The 16,193-nt window shown below is 67.1% G+C and carries 19 protein-coding genes; 11 read left to right on the top strand and 8 right to left on the bottom strand.

Annotated elements, in window-relative coordinates; translation table 11 throughout:
• Window positions 1-6 precede the first annotated feature (6 nt).
• From LOK44_RS12645 to LOK44_RS12630, 4 genes are all read right to left on the bottom strand, one after another.
• Window positions 7-231 carry an anti-sigma factor family protein gene (locus LOK44_RS12645; RefSeq protein ID WP_237570302.1) on the bottom strand — a complete coding sequence of 75 codons (225 nt, stop codon included), beginning with the start codon at window positions 229-231 and terminating at the stop codon, window positions 7-9.
• A complete protein-coding gene (locus LOK44_RS12640; RefSeq protein ID WP_237570301.1) occupies window positions 232-867 on the bottom strand; it encodes an RNA polymerase sigma factor in 636 nt (211 codons plus the stop codon).
• A gap of 32 nt (window positions 868-899) precedes the next feature.
• The gene (locus tag LOK44_RS12635) at window positions 900-1,382 is read right to left on the bottom strand and encodes a YkgB family protein (protein ID WP_237570300.1); all 483 of its coding nucleotides are present in this window, start codon (window positions 1,380-1,382) and stop codon (window positions 900-902) included.
• 63 nt (window positions 1,383-1,445) lie between these two features.
• Entirely contained in the window at window positions 1,446-3,464 is a 2,019-nt protein-coding gene (locus LOK44_RS12630) for a prolyl oligopeptidase family serine peptidase (protein WP_237570299.1), read from the bottom strand.
• 36 nt (window positions 3,465-3,500) lie between these two features.
• Between LOK44_RS12630 and LOK44_RS12625 the strand changes: the two genes are divergently transcribed.
• From LOK44_RS12625 to LOK44_RS12605, 5 genes are read left to right on the top strand one after another with little or no spacing between them, the layout of a single operon-like run.
• The gene (locus LOK44_RS12625) at window positions 3,501-4,004 is read left to right on the top strand and encodes a DUF779 domain-containing protein (RefSeq protein WP_237570298.1); all 504 of its coding nucleotides are present in this window, start codon (window positions 3,501-3,503) and stop codon (window positions 4,002-4,004) included.
• Between the two features lie 28 nt (window positions 4,005-4,032).
• On the top strand, window positions 4,033-4,311 hold the full coding sequence (locus LOK44_RS12620; protein ID WP_237570297.1) for a putative holin: 279 nt from the start codon (window positions 4,033-4,035) through the stop codon (window positions 4,309-4,311).
• Window positions 4,304-4,744 (top strand): hypothetical protein, encoded by a 441-nt coding sequence (locus LOK44_RS12615; RefSeq protein ID WP_237570296.1) that lies wholly within the window; start codon window positions 4,304-4,306, stop codon window positions 4,742-4,744. The genes LOK44_RS12620 and LOK44_RS12615 overlap by 8 nt, the downstream gene beginning before the upstream one ends.
• A 45-nt stretch (window positions 4,745-4,789) precedes the next feature.
• Window positions 4,790-6,184, top strand: coding sequence for a dihydrolipoyl dehydrogenase (gene lpdA / locus LOK44_RS12610; protein ID WP_237570295.1), 1,395 nt, complete (start codon window positions 4,790-4,792; stop codon window positions 6,182-6,184).
• A 4-nt stretch (window positions 6,185-6,188) separates the two neighbouring features.
• Window positions 6,189-6,458 (top strand): hypothetical protein, encoded by a 270-nt coding sequence (locus LOK44_RS12605; RefSeq protein ID WP_237570294.1) that lies wholly within the window; start codon window positions 6,189-6,191, stop codon window positions 6,456-6,458.
• Window positions 6,459-6,469: 11 nt separating this feature from the next.
• On the opposite strand, the gene LOK44_RS12600 is transcribed toward LOK44_RS12605, so the two are convergent.
• Together LOK44_RS12600 and ramB are read right to left on the bottom strand one after the other, a co-directional pair.
• Window positions 6,470-7,036, bottom strand: a complete 567-nt coding sequence (locus LOK44_RS12600; RefSeq protein ID WP_163919289.1) for a carboxymuconolactone decarboxylase family protein — start codon at window positions 7,034-7,036, stop codon at window positions 6,470-6,472.
• A gap of 10 nt (window positions 7,037-7,046) precedes the next feature.
• Window positions 7,047-8,462: an acetate metabolism transcriptional regulator RamB gene (ramB, locus tag LOK44_RS12595; protein WP_237570293.1), complete on the bottom strand. Its 1,416-nt coding sequence runs from the start codon at window positions 8,460-8,462 to the stop codon at window positions 7,047-7,049.
• 122 nt (window positions 8,463-8,584) lie between these two features.
• On the opposite strand from ramB, the gene LOK44_RS12590 reads away from it, so the two are divergent.
• The 3 genes from LOK44_RS12590 (at window position 8,585) to LOK44_RS12580 (ending at window position 11,848) form a co-directional block, all read left to right on the top strand.
• On the top strand, window positions 8,585-9,361 hold the full coding sequence (locus LOK44_RS12590; protein WP_237570609.1) for an acyl-[acyl-carrier-protein] thioesterase: 777 nt from the start codon (window positions 8,585-8,587) through the stop codon (window positions 9,359-9,361).
• Between the two features lie 259 nt (window positions 9,362-9,620).
• Window positions 9,621-10,907, top strand: a complete 1,287-nt coding sequence (gene aceA, locus LOK44_RS12585) for an isocitrate lyase (protein ID WP_237570292.1) — start codon at window positions 9,621-9,623, stop codon at window positions 10,905-10,907.
• 86 nt (window positions 10,908-10,993) lie between these two features.
• Window positions 10,994-11,848 carry a 3-hydroxybutyryl-CoA dehydrogenase gene (locus LOK44_RS12580; RefSeq protein WP_249783339.1) on the top strand — a complete coding sequence of 285 codons (855 nt, stop codon included), beginning with the start codon at window positions 10,994-10,996 and terminating at the stop codon, window positions 11,846-11,848.
• Between the two features lie 8 nt (window positions 11,849-11,856).
• On the opposite strand, the gene LOK44_RS12575 is transcribed toward LOK44_RS12580, so the two are convergent.
• Both LOK44_RS12575 and LOK44_RS12570 read right to left on the bottom strand, forming a co-directional pair.
• Window positions 11,857-12,723 carry a polyphosphate kinase 2 family protein gene (locus tag LOK44_RS12575; protein WP_237570290.1) on the bottom strand — a complete coding sequence of 289 codons (867 nt, stop codon included), beginning with the start codon at window positions 12,721-12,723 and terminating at the stop codon, window positions 11,857-11,859.
• A gap of 4 nt (window positions 12,724-12,727) precedes the next feature.
• On the bottom strand, window positions 12,728-13,429 hold the full coding sequence (locus LOK44_RS12570; RefSeq protein ID WP_237570289.1) for a TetR/AcrR family transcriptional regulator: 702 nt from the start codon (window positions 13,427-13,429) through the stop codon (window positions 12,728-12,730).
• Between the two features lie 88 nt (window positions 13,430-13,517).
• Between LOK44_RS12570 and LOK44_RS12565 the strand changes: the two genes are divergently transcribed.
• From LOK44_RS12565 to LOK44_RS12555, 3 genes are all read left to right on the top strand, one after another.
• On the top strand, window positions 13,518-14,858 hold the full coding sequence (locus LOK44_RS12565) for a DUF445 domain-containing protein (RefSeq protein ID WP_372481229.1): 1,341 nt from the start codon (window positions 13,518-13,520) through the stop codon (window positions 14,856-14,858).
• Between the two features lie 91 nt (window positions 14,859-14,949).
• Window positions 14,950-15,381: a helix-turn-helix domain-containing protein gene (locus LOK44_RS12560; protein ID WP_237570288.1), complete on the top strand. Its 432-nt coding sequence runs from the start codon at window positions 14,950-14,952 to the stop codon at window positions 15,379-15,381.
• Window positions 15,382-15,448: 67 nt separating this feature from the next.
• Complete coding sequence (locus tag LOK44_RS12555) at window positions 15,449-16,156, top strand: heparin-binding hemagglutinin (RefSeq protein ID WP_237570287.1); 708 nt, start codon at window positions 15,449-15,451, stop codon at window positions 16,154-16,156.
• Window positions 16,157-16,193 lie beyond the last annotated feature (37 nt).

Raw genomic sequence — 16,193 nt, 5'->3', positions numbered from 1 at the left:
GGGCCGTCAGCCCCGATCCCTGAACGCGTTCATCAGCCGATCGCGGAAGGCAGGGTTCAGGTCCGAGTCGTCCACCTTGCCCAGCGTGGAGACCGTCGTCCGGAACTGCTGCAGGTAGTTGTCGCAGCCGTCGCATTCCAGCACGTGCGTGTCGAACCGCGACCGCGTCTCGACGTCGAGTGACCCGTCGAGATATGCGGTGACGAGTTCGACGAATTGGTTGCAGTCCATTCAACTCACGTCCCTCAGATAGTCTTCGAGGCCCTGCCGGACCGCCGCGCGACCGCGGTGCAGGAGTACCCGTTGATTGGCGATGCTGACGTCGAGCAGGTCGCGGACTTCGGCCGAGTCCATGCCGAGCATGTCGCGCATCGTGACGACGATGCGCTGGCGCTCCGGCAGCTTGTCCAGTTCCCGGCGGGCCACCGCCACCAGCTCGTCGCCGAGCACCGACCCCTCCGGCGTCTCCGGGAACGGCGTGGGCGCGGCGTCGTCACGCCAGTGGCCCTGCCACTCCTCGCCGGCCGCCCGGAAGCGGGCGGGGTCGACGGTGCCGTCGGTGAACGCCTTGACGGCCAGGTCCGAGTCGCGTTGATCCCGGACGCCGCGCGCCTTGGCGACGTTGATCAGGACGGTGAACAGCCAGGTGCGCAGCGAGGAGCGGCCCTCGAACCCGTCGATGCCCTTGAGCAGCGCGATCCACGTCTCCTGCACGACGTCCTCGGCCACGTCGTGGCTGCGCACGTAGCCGCGGGCGACGCGCAACATCGCGGGCGTGTGCAGATCCACCAGACACGCGAAGGCAGCCTCGTCGCCGTTGCGTAGCGAGGCGATGAGGGCTGCTTCGTCGTCACCCGATCGGGGCATGGCCGGCTGATCGTATCCGGACCGATTGCCGCTCAGGCCCGTCTCAGCGCATCCACCAGCGTCCATGCCGCAATCCCGATCAGCGCGACGTCCTTGATCAGGAACTGCCCCGTCGAGGACAACACCGGGAAGCCACCGGCCGAGGCCTCGAAGACGCCTGGGGTCGTGAATAGGAAGCTCAGCGTCGCGACGAACAAGCCGACGGCGATGGCGCTGCCGATTGCGGACACCCGCGGCCACCACGGCGCCAGCGCGATCAAGGCGGCCGTCGCGAGTTCCAGCACGCCCAGCAGCGACGAGAACGCCGTCACCGAGAACACGTCGTAGACCCAGCTCATCAGTGGGCTGTTCGCCACCAGCGGTTCGATGCCGCGCGCTTCGTATTCGGTGAACTTCAGCAGTCCGATCCACGCGATGACGACGACGAGTCCGTACCGGGCCAGGCCTGCGCCAAGACGCGCGACTGGAGAGTTCGGCTCGATACCGGTGGTTATGTGGTCGCGGATGGTGGTCATGGCTGCTCCTCGTGCTCGTTGGTCCGTGCCTACGAATGGGAGTGCGTCGCCACCGGCCAACCGTTACACGGTGGGATCGAGCGTGCGGTGCAGGAACTCGTAGATCAGTGCCGACCGGAACGCCGTCTGCGCGTTGTCGGCCGCACCGGCGTGCCCGCCCTCCACGTTCTCGTAGTACCGGACCGGGTGTCCCGCGGCCTCGAGCGCCGCCGTCATCTTGCGAGCGTGGCCCGGATGGACCCGGTCGTCACGCGTCGACGTCGTCATCAACAGCGGGGGATAGGTGCGCTCGGCCGAGATGTTCTGGTACGGAGAGTATTCCGAGATGAAGGCCCAGTCGTCCGGGTCGTCGGGGTCGCCGTACTCCGCCATCCAGGACGCCCCGGCCAGCAGCAGGTGGTAGCGCTTCATGTCGAGCAGCGGGACACTGCACACCAGGGCGCCGAACAGCTCGGGGTACTTGGTGAGCATGATGCCCATCAGCAGACCGCCGTTGCTGCCGCCCTGAGCGGCCAACTGATCGACGGTGGTGATGCCGCGCACCACCAGATCGGCTGCCACCGCGGCGAAGTCCTCGTGGACCAGATGCCTGCCCTCCCGCATCGCCTGGGTGTGCCAGCGTGGCCCGTATTCGCCGCCGCCGCGGATGTTGGCCAGCACGTAGGTGCCGCCGCGCGACAGCCACAGCCGGCCGAGAACGCCTGCGTAACCGGGGGTGTTCGAGTTCTCGAATCCGCCGTAGCCGCCCAGCAGCGTCTTCCCCGGACCGTCCGCGTCGCGGTGCCCGACCACGAAGTAGGGGATCATGGTGCCGTCGGCCGATGCGACGAAGTGCTGCTCGACCTCGATGTCGGAGGCGTCGAAGAACGCAGGGGCACTCTTGATCTCGGTCAGCTCCCCGCCGGCCCGGCCCCACAGCAGCCGCGAGGGCGTGTCGAAGCCGCTCGAGTCGAGCAGGATCTCGTCGCCGTACTCGTCGGCGTCGACCACCACGGTGTTGGTGTTGGGCGGTATGCCCGACACTGGTTCGCGCTGCCAGGTTCCCGGCGTGACGACCTCGATGCGGCTGGCCACGTCGGCCAGGGTGACCAGGATCAGCCGGTCGCGCGTCCAGGCATAGCTCTCCAGGCTGGTGTGCTCGTCGGGTTCGAACACCACGGCGAGATCGACTGTGCCGGTGAGGAACTGCTCGTACTCTGTCGCCAGCAGAGTGCCTGCCGCATACGTCGTGCCGCCGACCGTCCAGTCGCTGCGCGGCCGGATCAGCAGCCACTCGCGGTGGATGGACGTTCCCGCATCGGTGGGTACCTCGATCTCGAGCAACTCGCCGCCGCGCAACTCGTAGCGCTTGCGGTTGAAGAAGTCGAACGACCGTGACACAAGGAGACGTTCGAATCCCGGTGTGGGGTCGTAGCCTGCGCCGACGCTGACGTCGGTCACCTCGCCCTCGAACAACGTCTCGGCGGCCGACAGCGGCTCGCCGCGTCGCCAGCGCTTGGTGACGCGTGGATAACCGGAGTCGGTCAGCGAGCCCGGCCCGAAGTCGGTGCCGACTATGACGGCATCCGTTCCCTCCCAGCCGATGTCGGTCTTGGCCTCCGGCAGCTCGAAACCGCCCTCGACGAAAGTCCGCGTGCGCATGTCGAATTCGCGCACGACGGTGGCATCCGAGCCGCCGCGGGACAGGCTGACCAGGGCGAGTGACAGGTCCGGTTCGATGACGTCGGCGCCGGCCCACACCCAGTTCTCGCCGTCGGCCTCGGCCAGCGCGTCGACGTCGATCACGACGTCCCAGGCGGGGTCGTCCGTGCGGTAGCTCTCCAGCGTCGTGCGCCGCCACAGGCCGCGCGGGTTGGTCGCGTCGCGCCAGAAGTTGTACAGGTGCTCCCCGCGCCGCCGGACGTACGGAATGCGCGCATCGGTGTCGAGCACCTCGAGCGCCTCGGCGCGCATCCGGTCGAACCGGTCGTCGCAGAGGTCGGCCAGCGTCGGCTCGTTGTGGGCGGTGACCCACGCCAGCGCCTCGTCGCCGGTGACGTCTTCGAGCCAGAGGTATGGGTCGTCTGCTGCGCGTGATTCCACGGGTCCCATTGTGTCTGCCGCGCGTAGGCTGAGCTGATGGGCGTCCCCAGCCGAGCATTGATCACCGAGGCCGCCGCCGACCTGCTGCGTCGGCTGCAGGACCGGCACGGGGCGCTGATGTTCCACCAGTCCGGCGGCTGCTGCGACGGCTCGTCGCCAATGTGCTACCCGGACGGCGACTTCATCGTCGGTGACCGCGACGTGCTGCTGGCGATCCTCGACGTCGGCGACGGCGACGGTGTGCCGGTGTGGATCTCCGGGTCGCAGTTCGAGACGTGGAAGCACACGCAACTCGTCATCGACGTCGTCCCCGGTCGCGGCGGCGGGTTCAGTGTCGAGTCGCCCGAGGGCATGCGGTTCCTGTCGCGCGGGCGGGCGTTCACCGAGGAGGAGAACGCCCAACTCTCGCAAGACCCACCGATCACCGGCGCACGGTTCGAGGCAGGCGCACGTCCGCCGCGGGGTGGGTCGCACGTGGTGGCCGAGGCGGCCGACGCATGCGCGATACCCGCGGGACGCGCCGCCCAGGTTCAGGGCTAGCAGCGCACCGGAGTCTTACCGTGGAGGGGTGATTCCGCTTCCGCGGGCGTGGTGGCTGACCAGTGCGATGCTCATCGGCGTCGCGATCGGATTCATGGCCGGGATCGCGGCAACCATGATCGTCAGGGCACCCGTGCGGCCGGACGTCGTCATCGGCCTCGTCGTGGCCGTCCCCAGCACGATCGGACTCCTGCTGGTGCTGTGCTCCGGCCGGCGCTGGATCACCACGTTCGGCGTGTTCGTCCTGTCCGTCGCGCCGGGGTGGTTGGGCGTCCTCGTCGCGATGCAGGCGGTGTCCCTTGGCTGACTCCGGTGAGCCCACGTCGAACTGGGCGCCGCTGTTCGACACCGGGGCTCACCAGGTCGCCACCGCCGAGCCGCCAAGTGGCGCGTCCGGTCCGATCCCGATCTTCGCGCCGCCCGAGCAGGTGCCCGGTACTCACGCGTCCCTCAAGCGCTGGGTCCTCGGCCTGGTGCTCGCGGGGGTCTGGATCGTGGCGGGCGTCGCGGGCATGGCGCTCTACGAGTGGTGGTTCGCGTCGCTCGACAAGACCGGTCCGGTGTTCGTGGTGCTGGTCTACCTCGTCGTGTGCTCGGTGGCGGCCATGCTGCTCGCCATGGTCCCCGGCAAGCCGTTGGCCACGGCACTCTCGATCGCCCTGATGTCGGCGCCGCTGGCGGCCACCGCGGGAGCCGGGCTGCTCTACGGTTCCTACGTCTACGGCTGGTTCGGCCAGTAGCGGATCGGCCGACGGTCCGGCGGCCGACACCATTAGGCTGGGACCGTGACTCACTATGACGTCGTCGTACTCGGAGCTGGCCCCGGCGGATACGTGGCAGCCATTCGCGCCGCCCAGCTCGGGCTGAACACCGCCATCGTCGAACCCAAGTACTGGGGCGGCGTCTGCCTGAACGTGGGTTGCATCCCCAGCAAGGCGCTGCTGCGCAACGCCGAACTGGCGCACATCTTCACCAAGGAAGCCAAGCAGTTCGGCATCAACGGCGACGTGTCGTTCGACTACGGCTCGGCGTTCGACCGCAGCCGCAAGGTCGCCGAGGGCCGCGTCGCGGGCGTGCACTTCCTGATGAAGAAGAACAAGATCACCGAGGTCCACGGCTACGGCAGGTTCACCGACGACAAGACCATCGAGGTCGACCTCAACGACGGCGGCACCGAGACGCTGACGTTCGACAACGCCATCATCTCGACCGGCGCCCACACCAAGCTGGTGCCCGGCACGTCGATGAGCAAGAACGTCATCACCTACGAAGAGCAGATCATGGAGCGCGACCTGCCCGGGTCGATCGTGATCGCCGGTGCCGGCGCCATCGGCATGGAGTTCGGCTACGTGATGAAGAACTACGGCGTCGACGTGACCATCGTCGAATTCCTGCCGCGCGCGCTGCCCAACGAGGACGCCGAGGTCTCCAAGGAAATTGAGAAGGCCTTCAAGAAGCTCGGCGTGAAGATCCTCACCGGCACCAAGGTCGAGTCGATCACCGACGACGGCGACAAGGTCACCGTGAAGATCAGCAAGGACGGCAAGACCGACGAACTCAAGCCCGACAAGGTCATGCAGGCCATCGGCTTCGTGCCGAACGTCGATGGCTACGACCTGAAGAAGGCGGGCGTCGAGCTGAACGACCGCGGCGGGATCGCCATCGACGACTACATGCGCACCAACAAGCCGCACATCTATGCCATCGGCGACGTCACCGGCAAGCTGCAGCTCGCTCACGTCGCGGAGGCGATGGGCGTCGTCGCCGCCGAAACCATCGCCGGTGCCGAGACGCTGCCGCTTGGCGACTACCGGATGATGCCGCGCGCCACGTTCTGCCAGCCGCAGGTCGCCAGCTTCGGCCTCACCGAGCAGCAGGCACGCGACGAGGGCTACGACGTCAAGGTGGCGAAGTTCCCGCTGACGGCCAACGGCAAGGCGCACGGCCTCGGCGAGCCGGGCGGCTTCGTCAAGGTGATCGCCGACGCGAAGTACGGCGAACTGCTCGGTGGACACCTGATCGGTCACGACGTGTCCGAGCTGCTGCCCGAGCTGACGCTGGCACAGAAGTGGGACCTCACGGTCAACGAACTGGCCCGCAACGTGCACACCCACCCGACGCTGTCGGAGGCGTTGCAGGAGTGCTTCCACGGCCTGGCCGGCCACATGATCAACTTCTGACCCGTTGAGATCCGTCGTAGTCGCCGGGATCGGCGGGCTGATCATCGGCCATGCGCTGTGGCTGGTGGCCATCTCGCTGGCGATTGGGACGACGTCGGTCAGTACCTGGGTGCTGGTGGTTGCGGCAGCGACGGTGCTCGTCGCCGTCGTCGCGGTCCTGCTCGGCAAGCGCTTCCGGGACCGGAAGTCCTACGCCAAGGCGTGGTTCCTGTGGTGCCTGCCGATGGCGCCGGTGCTGTTCACGGTCATCGTGCTGGGCGTGACGTACCTCTAAGATCCCGGGGCCTAGTCCGGGAAGTCCAGCGGGATGCGCAGCGTCGCCATCGTCGCGGCCAGCCCGTCGTAATTGGCTGCCAGCATGCAGAATTCGATGAGCTGCTTCTTGCTCAGGTAGCTCGACAGCGCGGTCCACGTCTCGGTGGACATGGAGCGGGTGATCACGAACTCGTCGGTCGCGGTGATGAGCACGCGTTGCCGGTCGGTCAGCCCTTCGGCGTCCGGGCCCTCGAAGATGCGTGCCTGCATCTCGGTGTCCACCCCGCGGCTGCGGGCCAGCCGACGGTGCTGCTGCAGTTCGTACTCGCAGTTGCGCAGGTGCCCGACGCGCAGGATCACCAGTTCGGCCTCCTGCTTCGGCAGCTTGCCCATGCCGAGCAGCGCCCCGGAGTAGGGCAGCCACAGCAGAAACAGCAGGTGGTGCTGCCCGAGGACGTTGAACAGCGCGAAACGCGGCGCGCGGATGGCCCTGGCGCCGAGCTTGGCGATCACCCAGTTGAGGGGGCCGAGTTCGCGGAACCCTCCGGGTTGGACGCGGGCGGGGGCGGCTTCGGGGGTCCGATCGGGTGCGCTCACGCTCCCGAGTCTAGGGATGCTTGACCAGGTACGGCGAGACGGTGCTGCGGTGCTCGTCGAGGTCCAGCGCGCGGCCGAGGGCGGGGAAGGCGCGTTGCGGGCAGTTGTCCCGTTCGCACACCCGGCAGCCGGCGCCGATCGGCGTCCCGACCTCGCTGGAGAGGTCGAGCCCCTCGGAGTAGATCAGCCGGTGCGCATGTCGCAGCTCGCACCCCAGGCCGATGGCGAATGTCTTGCCGGGCTGGCCGTACCGCGCTGCGCGGCGCTCGACGGTGCGGGCCACCCACATGTAGTGCCTGCCGTCGGGCATCTGAGCGATCTGCACCAGGATCTTGCCCGGGTTGGCGAATGTCTCGTAGACGTTCCACAGCGGGCAGGTGCCACCGGCCGACGAGAAGTGAAAACCGGTGGCGGACTGCCGTTTCGACATGTTTCCCGCCCGGTCGACGCGGACGAACGACAGCGGGACGCCGCGCATCGACGGGCGCTGCAGCGTGGACAACCGGTGCGCGATGGTCTCGTAGCTGACCGAGTAGAACGCCGAGAGCCGCTCGACGTCGTAGCGGAAGTTCTCGGCGACGTCGTGGAATTGGCGGTAGGGCAGCACCGTCGCGGCGGCGAAGTAGTTGGCCAGGCCCAGCCGTGCCAGGGTGCGGGACTCGTCGCTGGTGAAGTTGCCCTCGTCGACCCGCGCGTCGATCAGGTGGCCGAACTCGAGGTAGGCCAGCTCGGCGGCGAGCTTGAACACCACCTGGCCCGAGGAGAGGTGCCCGCCGATCTCCAGCGTCTTGGTCTCGGGGTCGAACCGGTGCAGCACGGTGTCCCCGAGGTCGTTGCGCCGCACGATGCGGACGTCGTGCACGGCACGTAGCCGGTCGGACAGTTCGCGGGCCAGCTCGGCGCGGTGCATCCGCATCCGGATCGTCAAATCCTCGGCGGCCGTGTCGAGTTCGTCGAGGTAGTTCTGCCGCTGGTAGAAGAAGTCGCGCACCTCTTCGTGCGGCATTGTGATCGACCCCGTGCCGCTGCCGTCGGAGAATCGGTCCTCGGTGGCCGCCGCCAGTTGCGTGGCGGTCAGTCGGTAGCGCTGGTGCAGGTTGACCATGGCGCGGGCCAGCGTGGGGTGGGAGTTGACGATGTCGGCCAGTTCGGTCTGGTCCACCTCGATGCCGAGGTCGACGTCGAGGGACACCTCGCGCAGTTCGGCGACCAGCCGGGTGTCGTCCTGCGAGGCGAAGAACGTGGCGTCGACGCCGAACACCTCGGTGATGCGCAGCAATACCGAGACGGTCAGGGGACGGACGTCGTGCTCGATCTGGTTGAGGTAGCTCGGCGAGATCTCGAGCATCTGCGCCAGCGCGGCCTGGCTGAAGCCGCGCTCGCTGCGGAGCTGACGCACCCGTGATCCGACGAAGGTCTTGGCCACCAGACCAGCGTAGTCAACTCTGCGAAGGGTGCCTTTGCAGTCTTGGCAGACGCGGCACTGTGGCAGTATCGAAGCCCGTGAACACCAGTGGTGCAGGCGCCTCGAAGGGCCTGCTGAAGGCCATGATGCCCGTGCCCGATCCGCACCCGGACGTCTTCGACGTCGAGTGGCCGCTGCGCGTCGCCGACGTCAACCGCGAGGGCAGGCTCAAGTTCGACGCCGCTACCCGGCACATCCAGGACATCGGCTCGGATCAGCTGCGGGAGATGGGCTTCGAGGAGACCCATCCGCTGTGGATCGTCCGCCGCACGATGATCGACCTGATCAGGCCCATCGAGTTCAAGGACATGCTGCGGCTGCGGCGCTGGTGCTCGGGCACGTCGAACCGGTGGTGCGAGATGCGGGTCCGCATCGACGGGCGCAAGGGCGGGCTGATGGAGTCCGAGGCGTTCTGGATCAACATCAACCGCGAGACCCAGGGGCCGGCACGCATCAGCGACGACTTCATCGCCGGGCTGCAGCGCACGACGCCGGTGAACAGGCTGCGCTGGAAGGCCTACCTCAAGCCGGGTGACCGCGAGGACGCCGAACACGCGCGCCGGTACCCGGTGCGGGTGAGCGACATCGACATCTTCGACCACATGAACAACTCCGTGTACTGGAGCGTCGTCGAGGACTACCTGCACGAGCAGCCCGAGCTGATGGCAGGCCCGGTGCGCGTCACCATCGAGCACGATCTCCCGGTCGCCCTCGGTGACGAGCTGGACATCGTCCGCCACGTCCATCCCGCCGGATCGACCGACCAGTTCGGCGAAGAGCTGACCGACCGGACTGTTACGACGCTCACATATGCCGTCGGCGACGTGACGAAAGCGGTCGCCTGCATCTTCGCGCTGTGACCCCGCGGTTCTAACAGTACGAGCGTACTGACCTGCGAAAAGGCGTTACCCAGCGGTAACTTCTGAACCGGTTCAGGCCGGTGCGACCTTCGCAAACTTCGCAAGTTGTCGGATCTGCTTGGCGAAAATTGGCAAGCGAAACTGGTGGACCTGCGGTTATGCCCTGTGTCATGGTCGATGTAGCACTCGACTTGAATCGCTGCGGTGTTAACAAAATGCACCGCGACGACATCGCAAATGAAGTAATCGAAGGAGCATCATGTCCACCGTCGGCACGCCGAAGAGCCCCGAGCAGATCCAGCACGACTGGAACACCAACCCCCGCTGGAAGGGCATCGAGCGCACCTACAGCGCCGAGGACGTCGTCGCCCTGCAGGGACACGTCGTCGAGGAGAGCACGCTCGCCCGCCGTGGCTCCGAGGTGCTGTGGGAGCAGCTCCACAGCATGGACTACGTCAACTCGCTTGGCGCCCTGACCGGCAACCAGGCCGTGCAGCAGGTCCGCGCCGGCCTCAAGGCCATCTACCTGTCGGGTTGGCAGGTCGCCGGTGACGCGAACCTGTCCGGCCACACCTACCCCGACCAGAGCCTCTACCCGGCCAACTCGGTGCCTCAGGTGATCCGCCGCATCAACAATGCACTGCTGCGCGCCGACCAGATCGCCAAGGTCGAGGGTGACCGGTCCGTCGAGAACTGGCTGGCCCCGATCGTCGCCGACGGCGAGGCCGGCTTCGGTGGCGCGCTGAACGTCTACGAGCTGCAGAAGGCCATGATCGCCGCCGGTGTCGCCGGTTCGCACTGGGAGGACCAGCTGGCCTCGGAGAAGAAGTGCGGCCACCTCGGTGGCAAGGTGCTCATCCCCACCCAGCAGCACATCCGCACCCTGACCTCGGCCCGTCTCGCGGCCGACGTCGCCGACGTGCCCACGGTCGTCATCGCCCGTACCGACGCCGAGGCCGCGACGCTGATCACCTCCGACGTCGACGAGCGCGACCAGCCGTTCATCACCGGTGAGCGGACCAAGGAAGGCTTCTACCACGTCAAGAACGGCCTGGAGCCCTGCATCGCCCGCGCCAAGGCCTACGCGCCGTACTCCGACCTCATCTGGATGGAGACCGGCACCCCTGACCTCGAGCTGGCCAAGAAGTTCGCCGAGGGCGTCAAGAGCGAGTTCCCCGACCAGATGCTGGCCTACAACTGCTCCCCGTCGTTCAACTGGAAGCAGCACCTGGACGACTCGACCATCGCGAAGTTCCAGAACGAGCTGGGCGCCATGGGCTTCAAGTTCCAGTTCATCACCCTCGCCGGCTTCCACGCCCTCAACTACTCGATGTTCGATCTGGCCCACGGCTACGCCCGCAACCAGATGAGCGCCTACGTCGAGCTGCAGGAGCGCGAGTTCGCCGCCGAGGAGCGCGGCTACACCGCGACGAAGCACCAGCGCGAGGTCGGCGCCGGCTACTTCGACCGGATCGCCACCACCGTGGATCCCACCTCGTCGACCACCGCACTCGCGGGCTCGACCGAAGAGGGCCAGTTCCACTAAGTCCCTGATCCGCTCAGCAGACGCCAACTCGCTCGCTTGGTACCCCGGGTGTGCGAGTTGGCGTCTGTTCGCGTTAGAAAGTGACCATGACTATTGAACGGGTAGGCGTCGTCGGCGCCGGGCAAATGGGTGCTGGCATCGCCGAGGTGTCGCTGCGTGCCGGTGTGGACGTGCGCATCTACGAGCCCACCGAGGCGCTCGCGGAGGCCGGGCGTGGCCGCATCGTCTCGTCGCTGGAGCGTGGCGTCAGCCGCGGCAAGCTCACCGAGGCCGAACGCGACGACGCGCTCGCCCGGCTCAGCGTCGCCACCGACATCGCCGACCTGGCCGACCGCCAGCTGGTGGTCGAGGCCATCGTCGAGGACGCGGCGGTCAAGGCGAAGGTCTTCGCGCAGCTCGACGAGGTCATCGCCGATCCCGACGCGGTGTTGGCGTCGAACACTTCCAGCATCCCGATCATGAAGATCGCCGCGGCCACCAAGAACCCCAGCCGCGTGCTGGGTCTGCACTTCTTCAACCCGGTGCCGGTGCTGCCGCTGGTCGAGCTGGTGCCGACGCTTGTCACGACCGACGAGGCGTTGGCTCGCGTCGAGCAGTTCGCGGGCGAGACGCTCGGCAAGAAGGTCGTGCGCTGCACCGACCGCTCGGGCTTCGTCGTCAACGCCCTGCTGGTGCCGTTCCTGCTGTCGGCGATCCGGATGGCCGAGGCCGGGGTCGCCACGGTCGAGGACATCGACACCGCTGTCGTCGCCGGGCTTTCGCACCCGATGGGCCCGCTCAAACTCTCCGACCTGGTCGGGTTGGACACGCTGAAGCTCATCGCGGACTCGATGTTCTCCGAGTTCAAGGAGCCGCTCTACGGCCCGCCGCCGCTGCTACAGCGCATGGTCGAGGCCGGCCAGCTGGGCAAGAAGTCGGGTAAGGGCTTCTACAACTACTAGGCGCGAACTCACGCGTTTGCGAGGCGCTTCTTCTCCACCTCGACGTCGAAATCAGCTGGGGGCCAGGACATGTTGAGGCGCTTGAGAGCTTCGATGAGGAGCTCGGTGATCGCTAGCCTGCTATACCACTTGCGGTTGCACGGCACGACGTGCCACGGCGCGTAGTCCGTCGACGTTCGGTCCAGCATCGCCTGGTACGCCTGCTCGTACATCGGCCACTTCAGTCGCTCGTCGATGTCGGCGGGGTTGTACTTCCAGTACTTGTCGGGCCGCTCGAGTCGCTCGGCCAGCCGCTTCTTCTGCTCGGTGAGCGAGACGAACATCGCGACCTTCACCAGAGTGGTTCCGCCGTCGACGAGTTCACGTTCGAATGCGTTGATCTCGTCGTAGCGCGGTTCCCACATCTCGGGCGGTACGAGATCGTGCACACGCACGATCAGTACGTCCTCGTAGTGCGAGCGGTCGAACACCCCGATGTGGCCCGGTGTCGGCAGCGCATTGCGGATCCGCCAGAGGTAGTGGTGCGACAACTCCTCAGCGGTCGGCTTGCCGAAGCTCCGGTACTGGATACCCTGCGGATTGCCGCCCCCGACAACGTGTTTGACGATCCCGCCCTTGCCCGCCGTGTCCATGCCCTGCAGCACCAGCAGCACCGAGCGGGTCTCTCCGGCGCGGCTGTTGGCGTAGAGCTGCTCCTGCAGTTCGGCGAATCGGATGTTGCGCTCGGCCTGCAGGGTGGGTGCGTCGGTCTTCTTCCCGCGGAACCCCGGCGTGAGTTCGGCGTCGATGTCGGCGACCTGATCGCCAATGCGAAACATCAACTCGGTGTGCGGGTCGTGTGACCACAGTGACGGCAGATCGGACGATTCGGTCATCGACCTAGTCAAGCACCTGACGCGGCACGATTGGGGACGGATGCGGCATCGAGTTGAACTTCTCCAACGACCCGCCCACCTCGACGATGCCGCACAACGCATTCCACGACAGCATCGTCAGGTAGTCGATGAGTTCGTCGGACGTCATCCGGGGGTTCGACATCCAGGAGTGAGTCGCGAGCTGAACGCCGCCGACGGTGTGGAACGACCACGGCTCCGCGCCGCTGGTGTCCATGCCCGCCGCGGCCATCCGCCTGCGCAGCATCACGGCGAGCATCCGCGCAATGATCTGCTCGGAGTCGGCGACGGCCTTGCTCTTCGCCGAGCTGTTGGCCATGACGAACCGGTAGGGCTCTGGCTCGGCGGCCACGGTGTCGACGTACACGCGGATGACCTCACGCGTGAGTGCGTAGCCGTCGAGGTTCGCCTTCAGCGCCGCGGCCATGTTGGGGATCAGCGTGGTCTGCGCGAAGCGCATCATCACCGCGGTGGTGAGGTCGTTCTTGTCGACGAAGTAGCGGTACAGCACGGTCTTGGAGACGCCGATCTCCGCGGCGATCTCGTCCATGCTGACATTGCTGCCCACCCGACGAATGGCTTCCAGCGTGCCGTCGACCAGTTCGTTTCTACGGTCGACTTTGTGCTGATGCCAGCGTCGTTTGCGGCCGTCGGTCTTCACCGCGGTCGCAGGAGATTGCTGTGCCACTGTCGCCGTTTTTCCATTCCCTCGTCCGTGTCGATAATACGGCGCAGCCCGGCCCATGGGGCGGTGGGCGGAATCCGCCCGCGGGGCGATGACGGATGATGGAGGCGTGTCTTTGCGCGAAGTCCCCGGACCCGACCAGGCGACGCGTCCCAGCCTCGCGACGACGCTCGCCGGCGTCGACTCCTCCGCCGATGCCGAACGGGCCCGCTCGCTGCGCCAGATGAAGCTGGTCGCGCTCGGGTTCCTGCTCGGCGCCACGGTGGTGTTCCTGGTCTGCACGTGGGCGCAGTCCAACGGCGCGGCGCCATGGGTGGGTTACGTGCGCGCCGCCGCGGAGGCGGGCATGGTGGGCGCGCTCGCCGACTGGTTCGCGGTGACGGCGCTGTTCAAGCACCCTCTCGGCATCCCGATCCCGCACACCGCGATCATCAAGCGCAAGAAGGATCAGCTGGGCGAGGGTCTTGGCACCTTCGTCCGGGAGAACTTCCTGTCCGCCGAGGTCATCGAGACCAAGCTGCGTGACGCGCAGGTCACCGACCGTATCGGCAGGTGGATGGCGCACCCGACGAACGCCGAGCGCGTGGCGGCCGAGGCGTCTACCGTCCTGCGGGTGCTGGTCGAGATGCTGCGCGACGACGACGTCCAGCAGCTGCTCGACCGCATGATCGTCAAGCGCGTTGCCGAGCCGCAGTGGGGGCCGCCGATTGGCCGGGTGCTGACGTCGCTGCTCGAGGAGGAACGCCAGGAGGCGCTGCTGCAGCTGCTGGCCGACCGTGCCTTCGAGTGGTCGCTCAATGCCGGCGAGACCATCGAGCGCGTGATCAACCGCGACTCGCCGACGTGGTCGCCGCGCTGGGTCGACAACTTGGTCGGTGACCGCATCCACCGCGAGCTGATGGACTTCACCGACAAGGTGCGTCGGGACCCTCAGCACGAACTGCGGCAGTCGGCGACGAAGTTCCTCTTCGAGTTCGCCAACGACCTGCAGCACGACGACACGACGATCGCCCGCGCGGAGAAGGTCAAGGAACAGGTCATGGCCCGCGATGAGGTGACCCGGGCAGCGGAGACGGCGTGGACGGCGGCCAAGCGGATCATCCTCGAGTCGGTCGACGACCCGTCGTCGGCGTTGCGCGAGCGCGTGGCGGACTCCGTGGTGCGCATCGGGGAGTCCCTGCGCGACGACCCGGAGCTGCGCGACAAGGTCGACAATTGGATCGTCCGCGCCGCCAAGCACCTCGTCGCGCAGTATGGGACGGAGATCACAGCGATCATCACCGAGACCATCGAGCGCTGGGACGCGGAGGAGGCGAGCCGCCGCATCGAACTCCATGTCGGCCGTGACCTGCAGTTCATTAGGATCAACGGCACCGTGGTGGGCTCGCTGGCGGGCCTTGTCATCTATTCGATAGCCCAACTACTGTTCTGACCTGCGCTAGCAGGTGCTTGCAAAAGTTAGCACCCCGTTCTACGGTTGAGTTCGTCATCGAAGATCAATCGCGGATGAGGGGGCAACGTACGTGTCGCAAGACGAGAACATTGCCGCCGTCGTCACCAGTGCGGCTTCCAACGCCGCACAGGACATCGGCGGCTTCATCCGGGCCAAGCGGGAAGCCGCGCAGGTATCGGTGAGGCAACTCGCCGAGCAGGCCGGGGTTAGCAACCCCTACCTGAGCCAGATCGAACGTGGGCTGCGCAAGCCGTCAGCCGACGTGCTCAGCCAGATCGCAAAGGCTCTGCGGGTTTCCGCCGAAGTGCTCTACGTCCAGGCCGGAATGCTGGAGCCGACCGAACGGAGCGAAGTGCGGGACGCAATCGTCGCCGACGCCGCCATCACCGAGCGGCAGAAGCAGGTGCTCCTCGACATCTACACCTCCTTCGTTCAACAGAACGAGGCGTTGGCGGTCGAAGCAACGTCCGTCGTCATCGACGAGGAACCCGGGACGGACTGAGGTCCGCGCATCCGATCGACGAAGAAACAGTCCGAAGAAGCATTCATCCGAGAAGGGAAACACTGACATGGCCGACAAGAACCAGACCAACATCGAAGACCTCAAGGCTCCGCTGCTCGCTGCCGTCGGTGCGGCCGACCTGGCGCTCGCCACGGTCAACGAGATCGTCGCGACCCTGCGTGAGCGTGCCGGCGAGGCCCGCAGCGACGCCGAGGCGCGTGTCGAGGAGGCCCGGGCCAACCTGAACAAGCTGCAGGAAGACCTGCCGAGCCAGGTGGGCGAGATCCGTGAGCGCCTCAACGCCGACGAGCTGCGCAAGGCCGCCGAGGGTTACGCCGACAACGCGACCACCACCTACAACCGGCTCGTCGAGCGCGGCGAGGAAGCGCTGGCCCGCCTGCGCAGCCAGCCCGCCCTCGAGGACGCCGCCAGCCGCGTCGAGACCGTCACCGACCAGGCCGTCGAGCTGACCCAGGATGCGCTCGGCACCGTCGCCACGCAGACCCGCGCCGTCGGTGAGCGTGCCGCCAAGCTGGTCGGCGTCGAACTGCCCAAGCGCGCCGAGAAGGCCGCCGAGCCCGTCAAGGACGCCGCCAGGAAGGCGCCCGCCACCAAGGCTCCGGCGTCCAAGGCGCCGGCCAAGTCGACCACCGGCAGCACCGCAGCCAAGGCTCCGGCTGCCAAGGCGCCCGCCGCCAAGACCACGGCTGCCAAGACGCCCGCGAAGAAGGCCCCGGCCAAGAAGGCCCCGGCCAAGAAGGTCACCCAGAAGTAGCGCACGAGGCCCACGTGGCACGGGAGGGCGTGACCCG

It is taken from the genome of Mycolicibacterium lacusdiani (genome assembly GCF_021916785.1).
Taxonomy (GTDB): Bacteria; Actinomycetota; Actinomycetes; order Mycobacteriales; family Mycobacteriaceae; genus Mycobacterium; species Mycobacterium lacusdiani.
The sequence above is the reverse complement of the archived record's forward strand: the minus strand, read 5'-3'. Positions and strand labels throughout refer to the sequence as shown.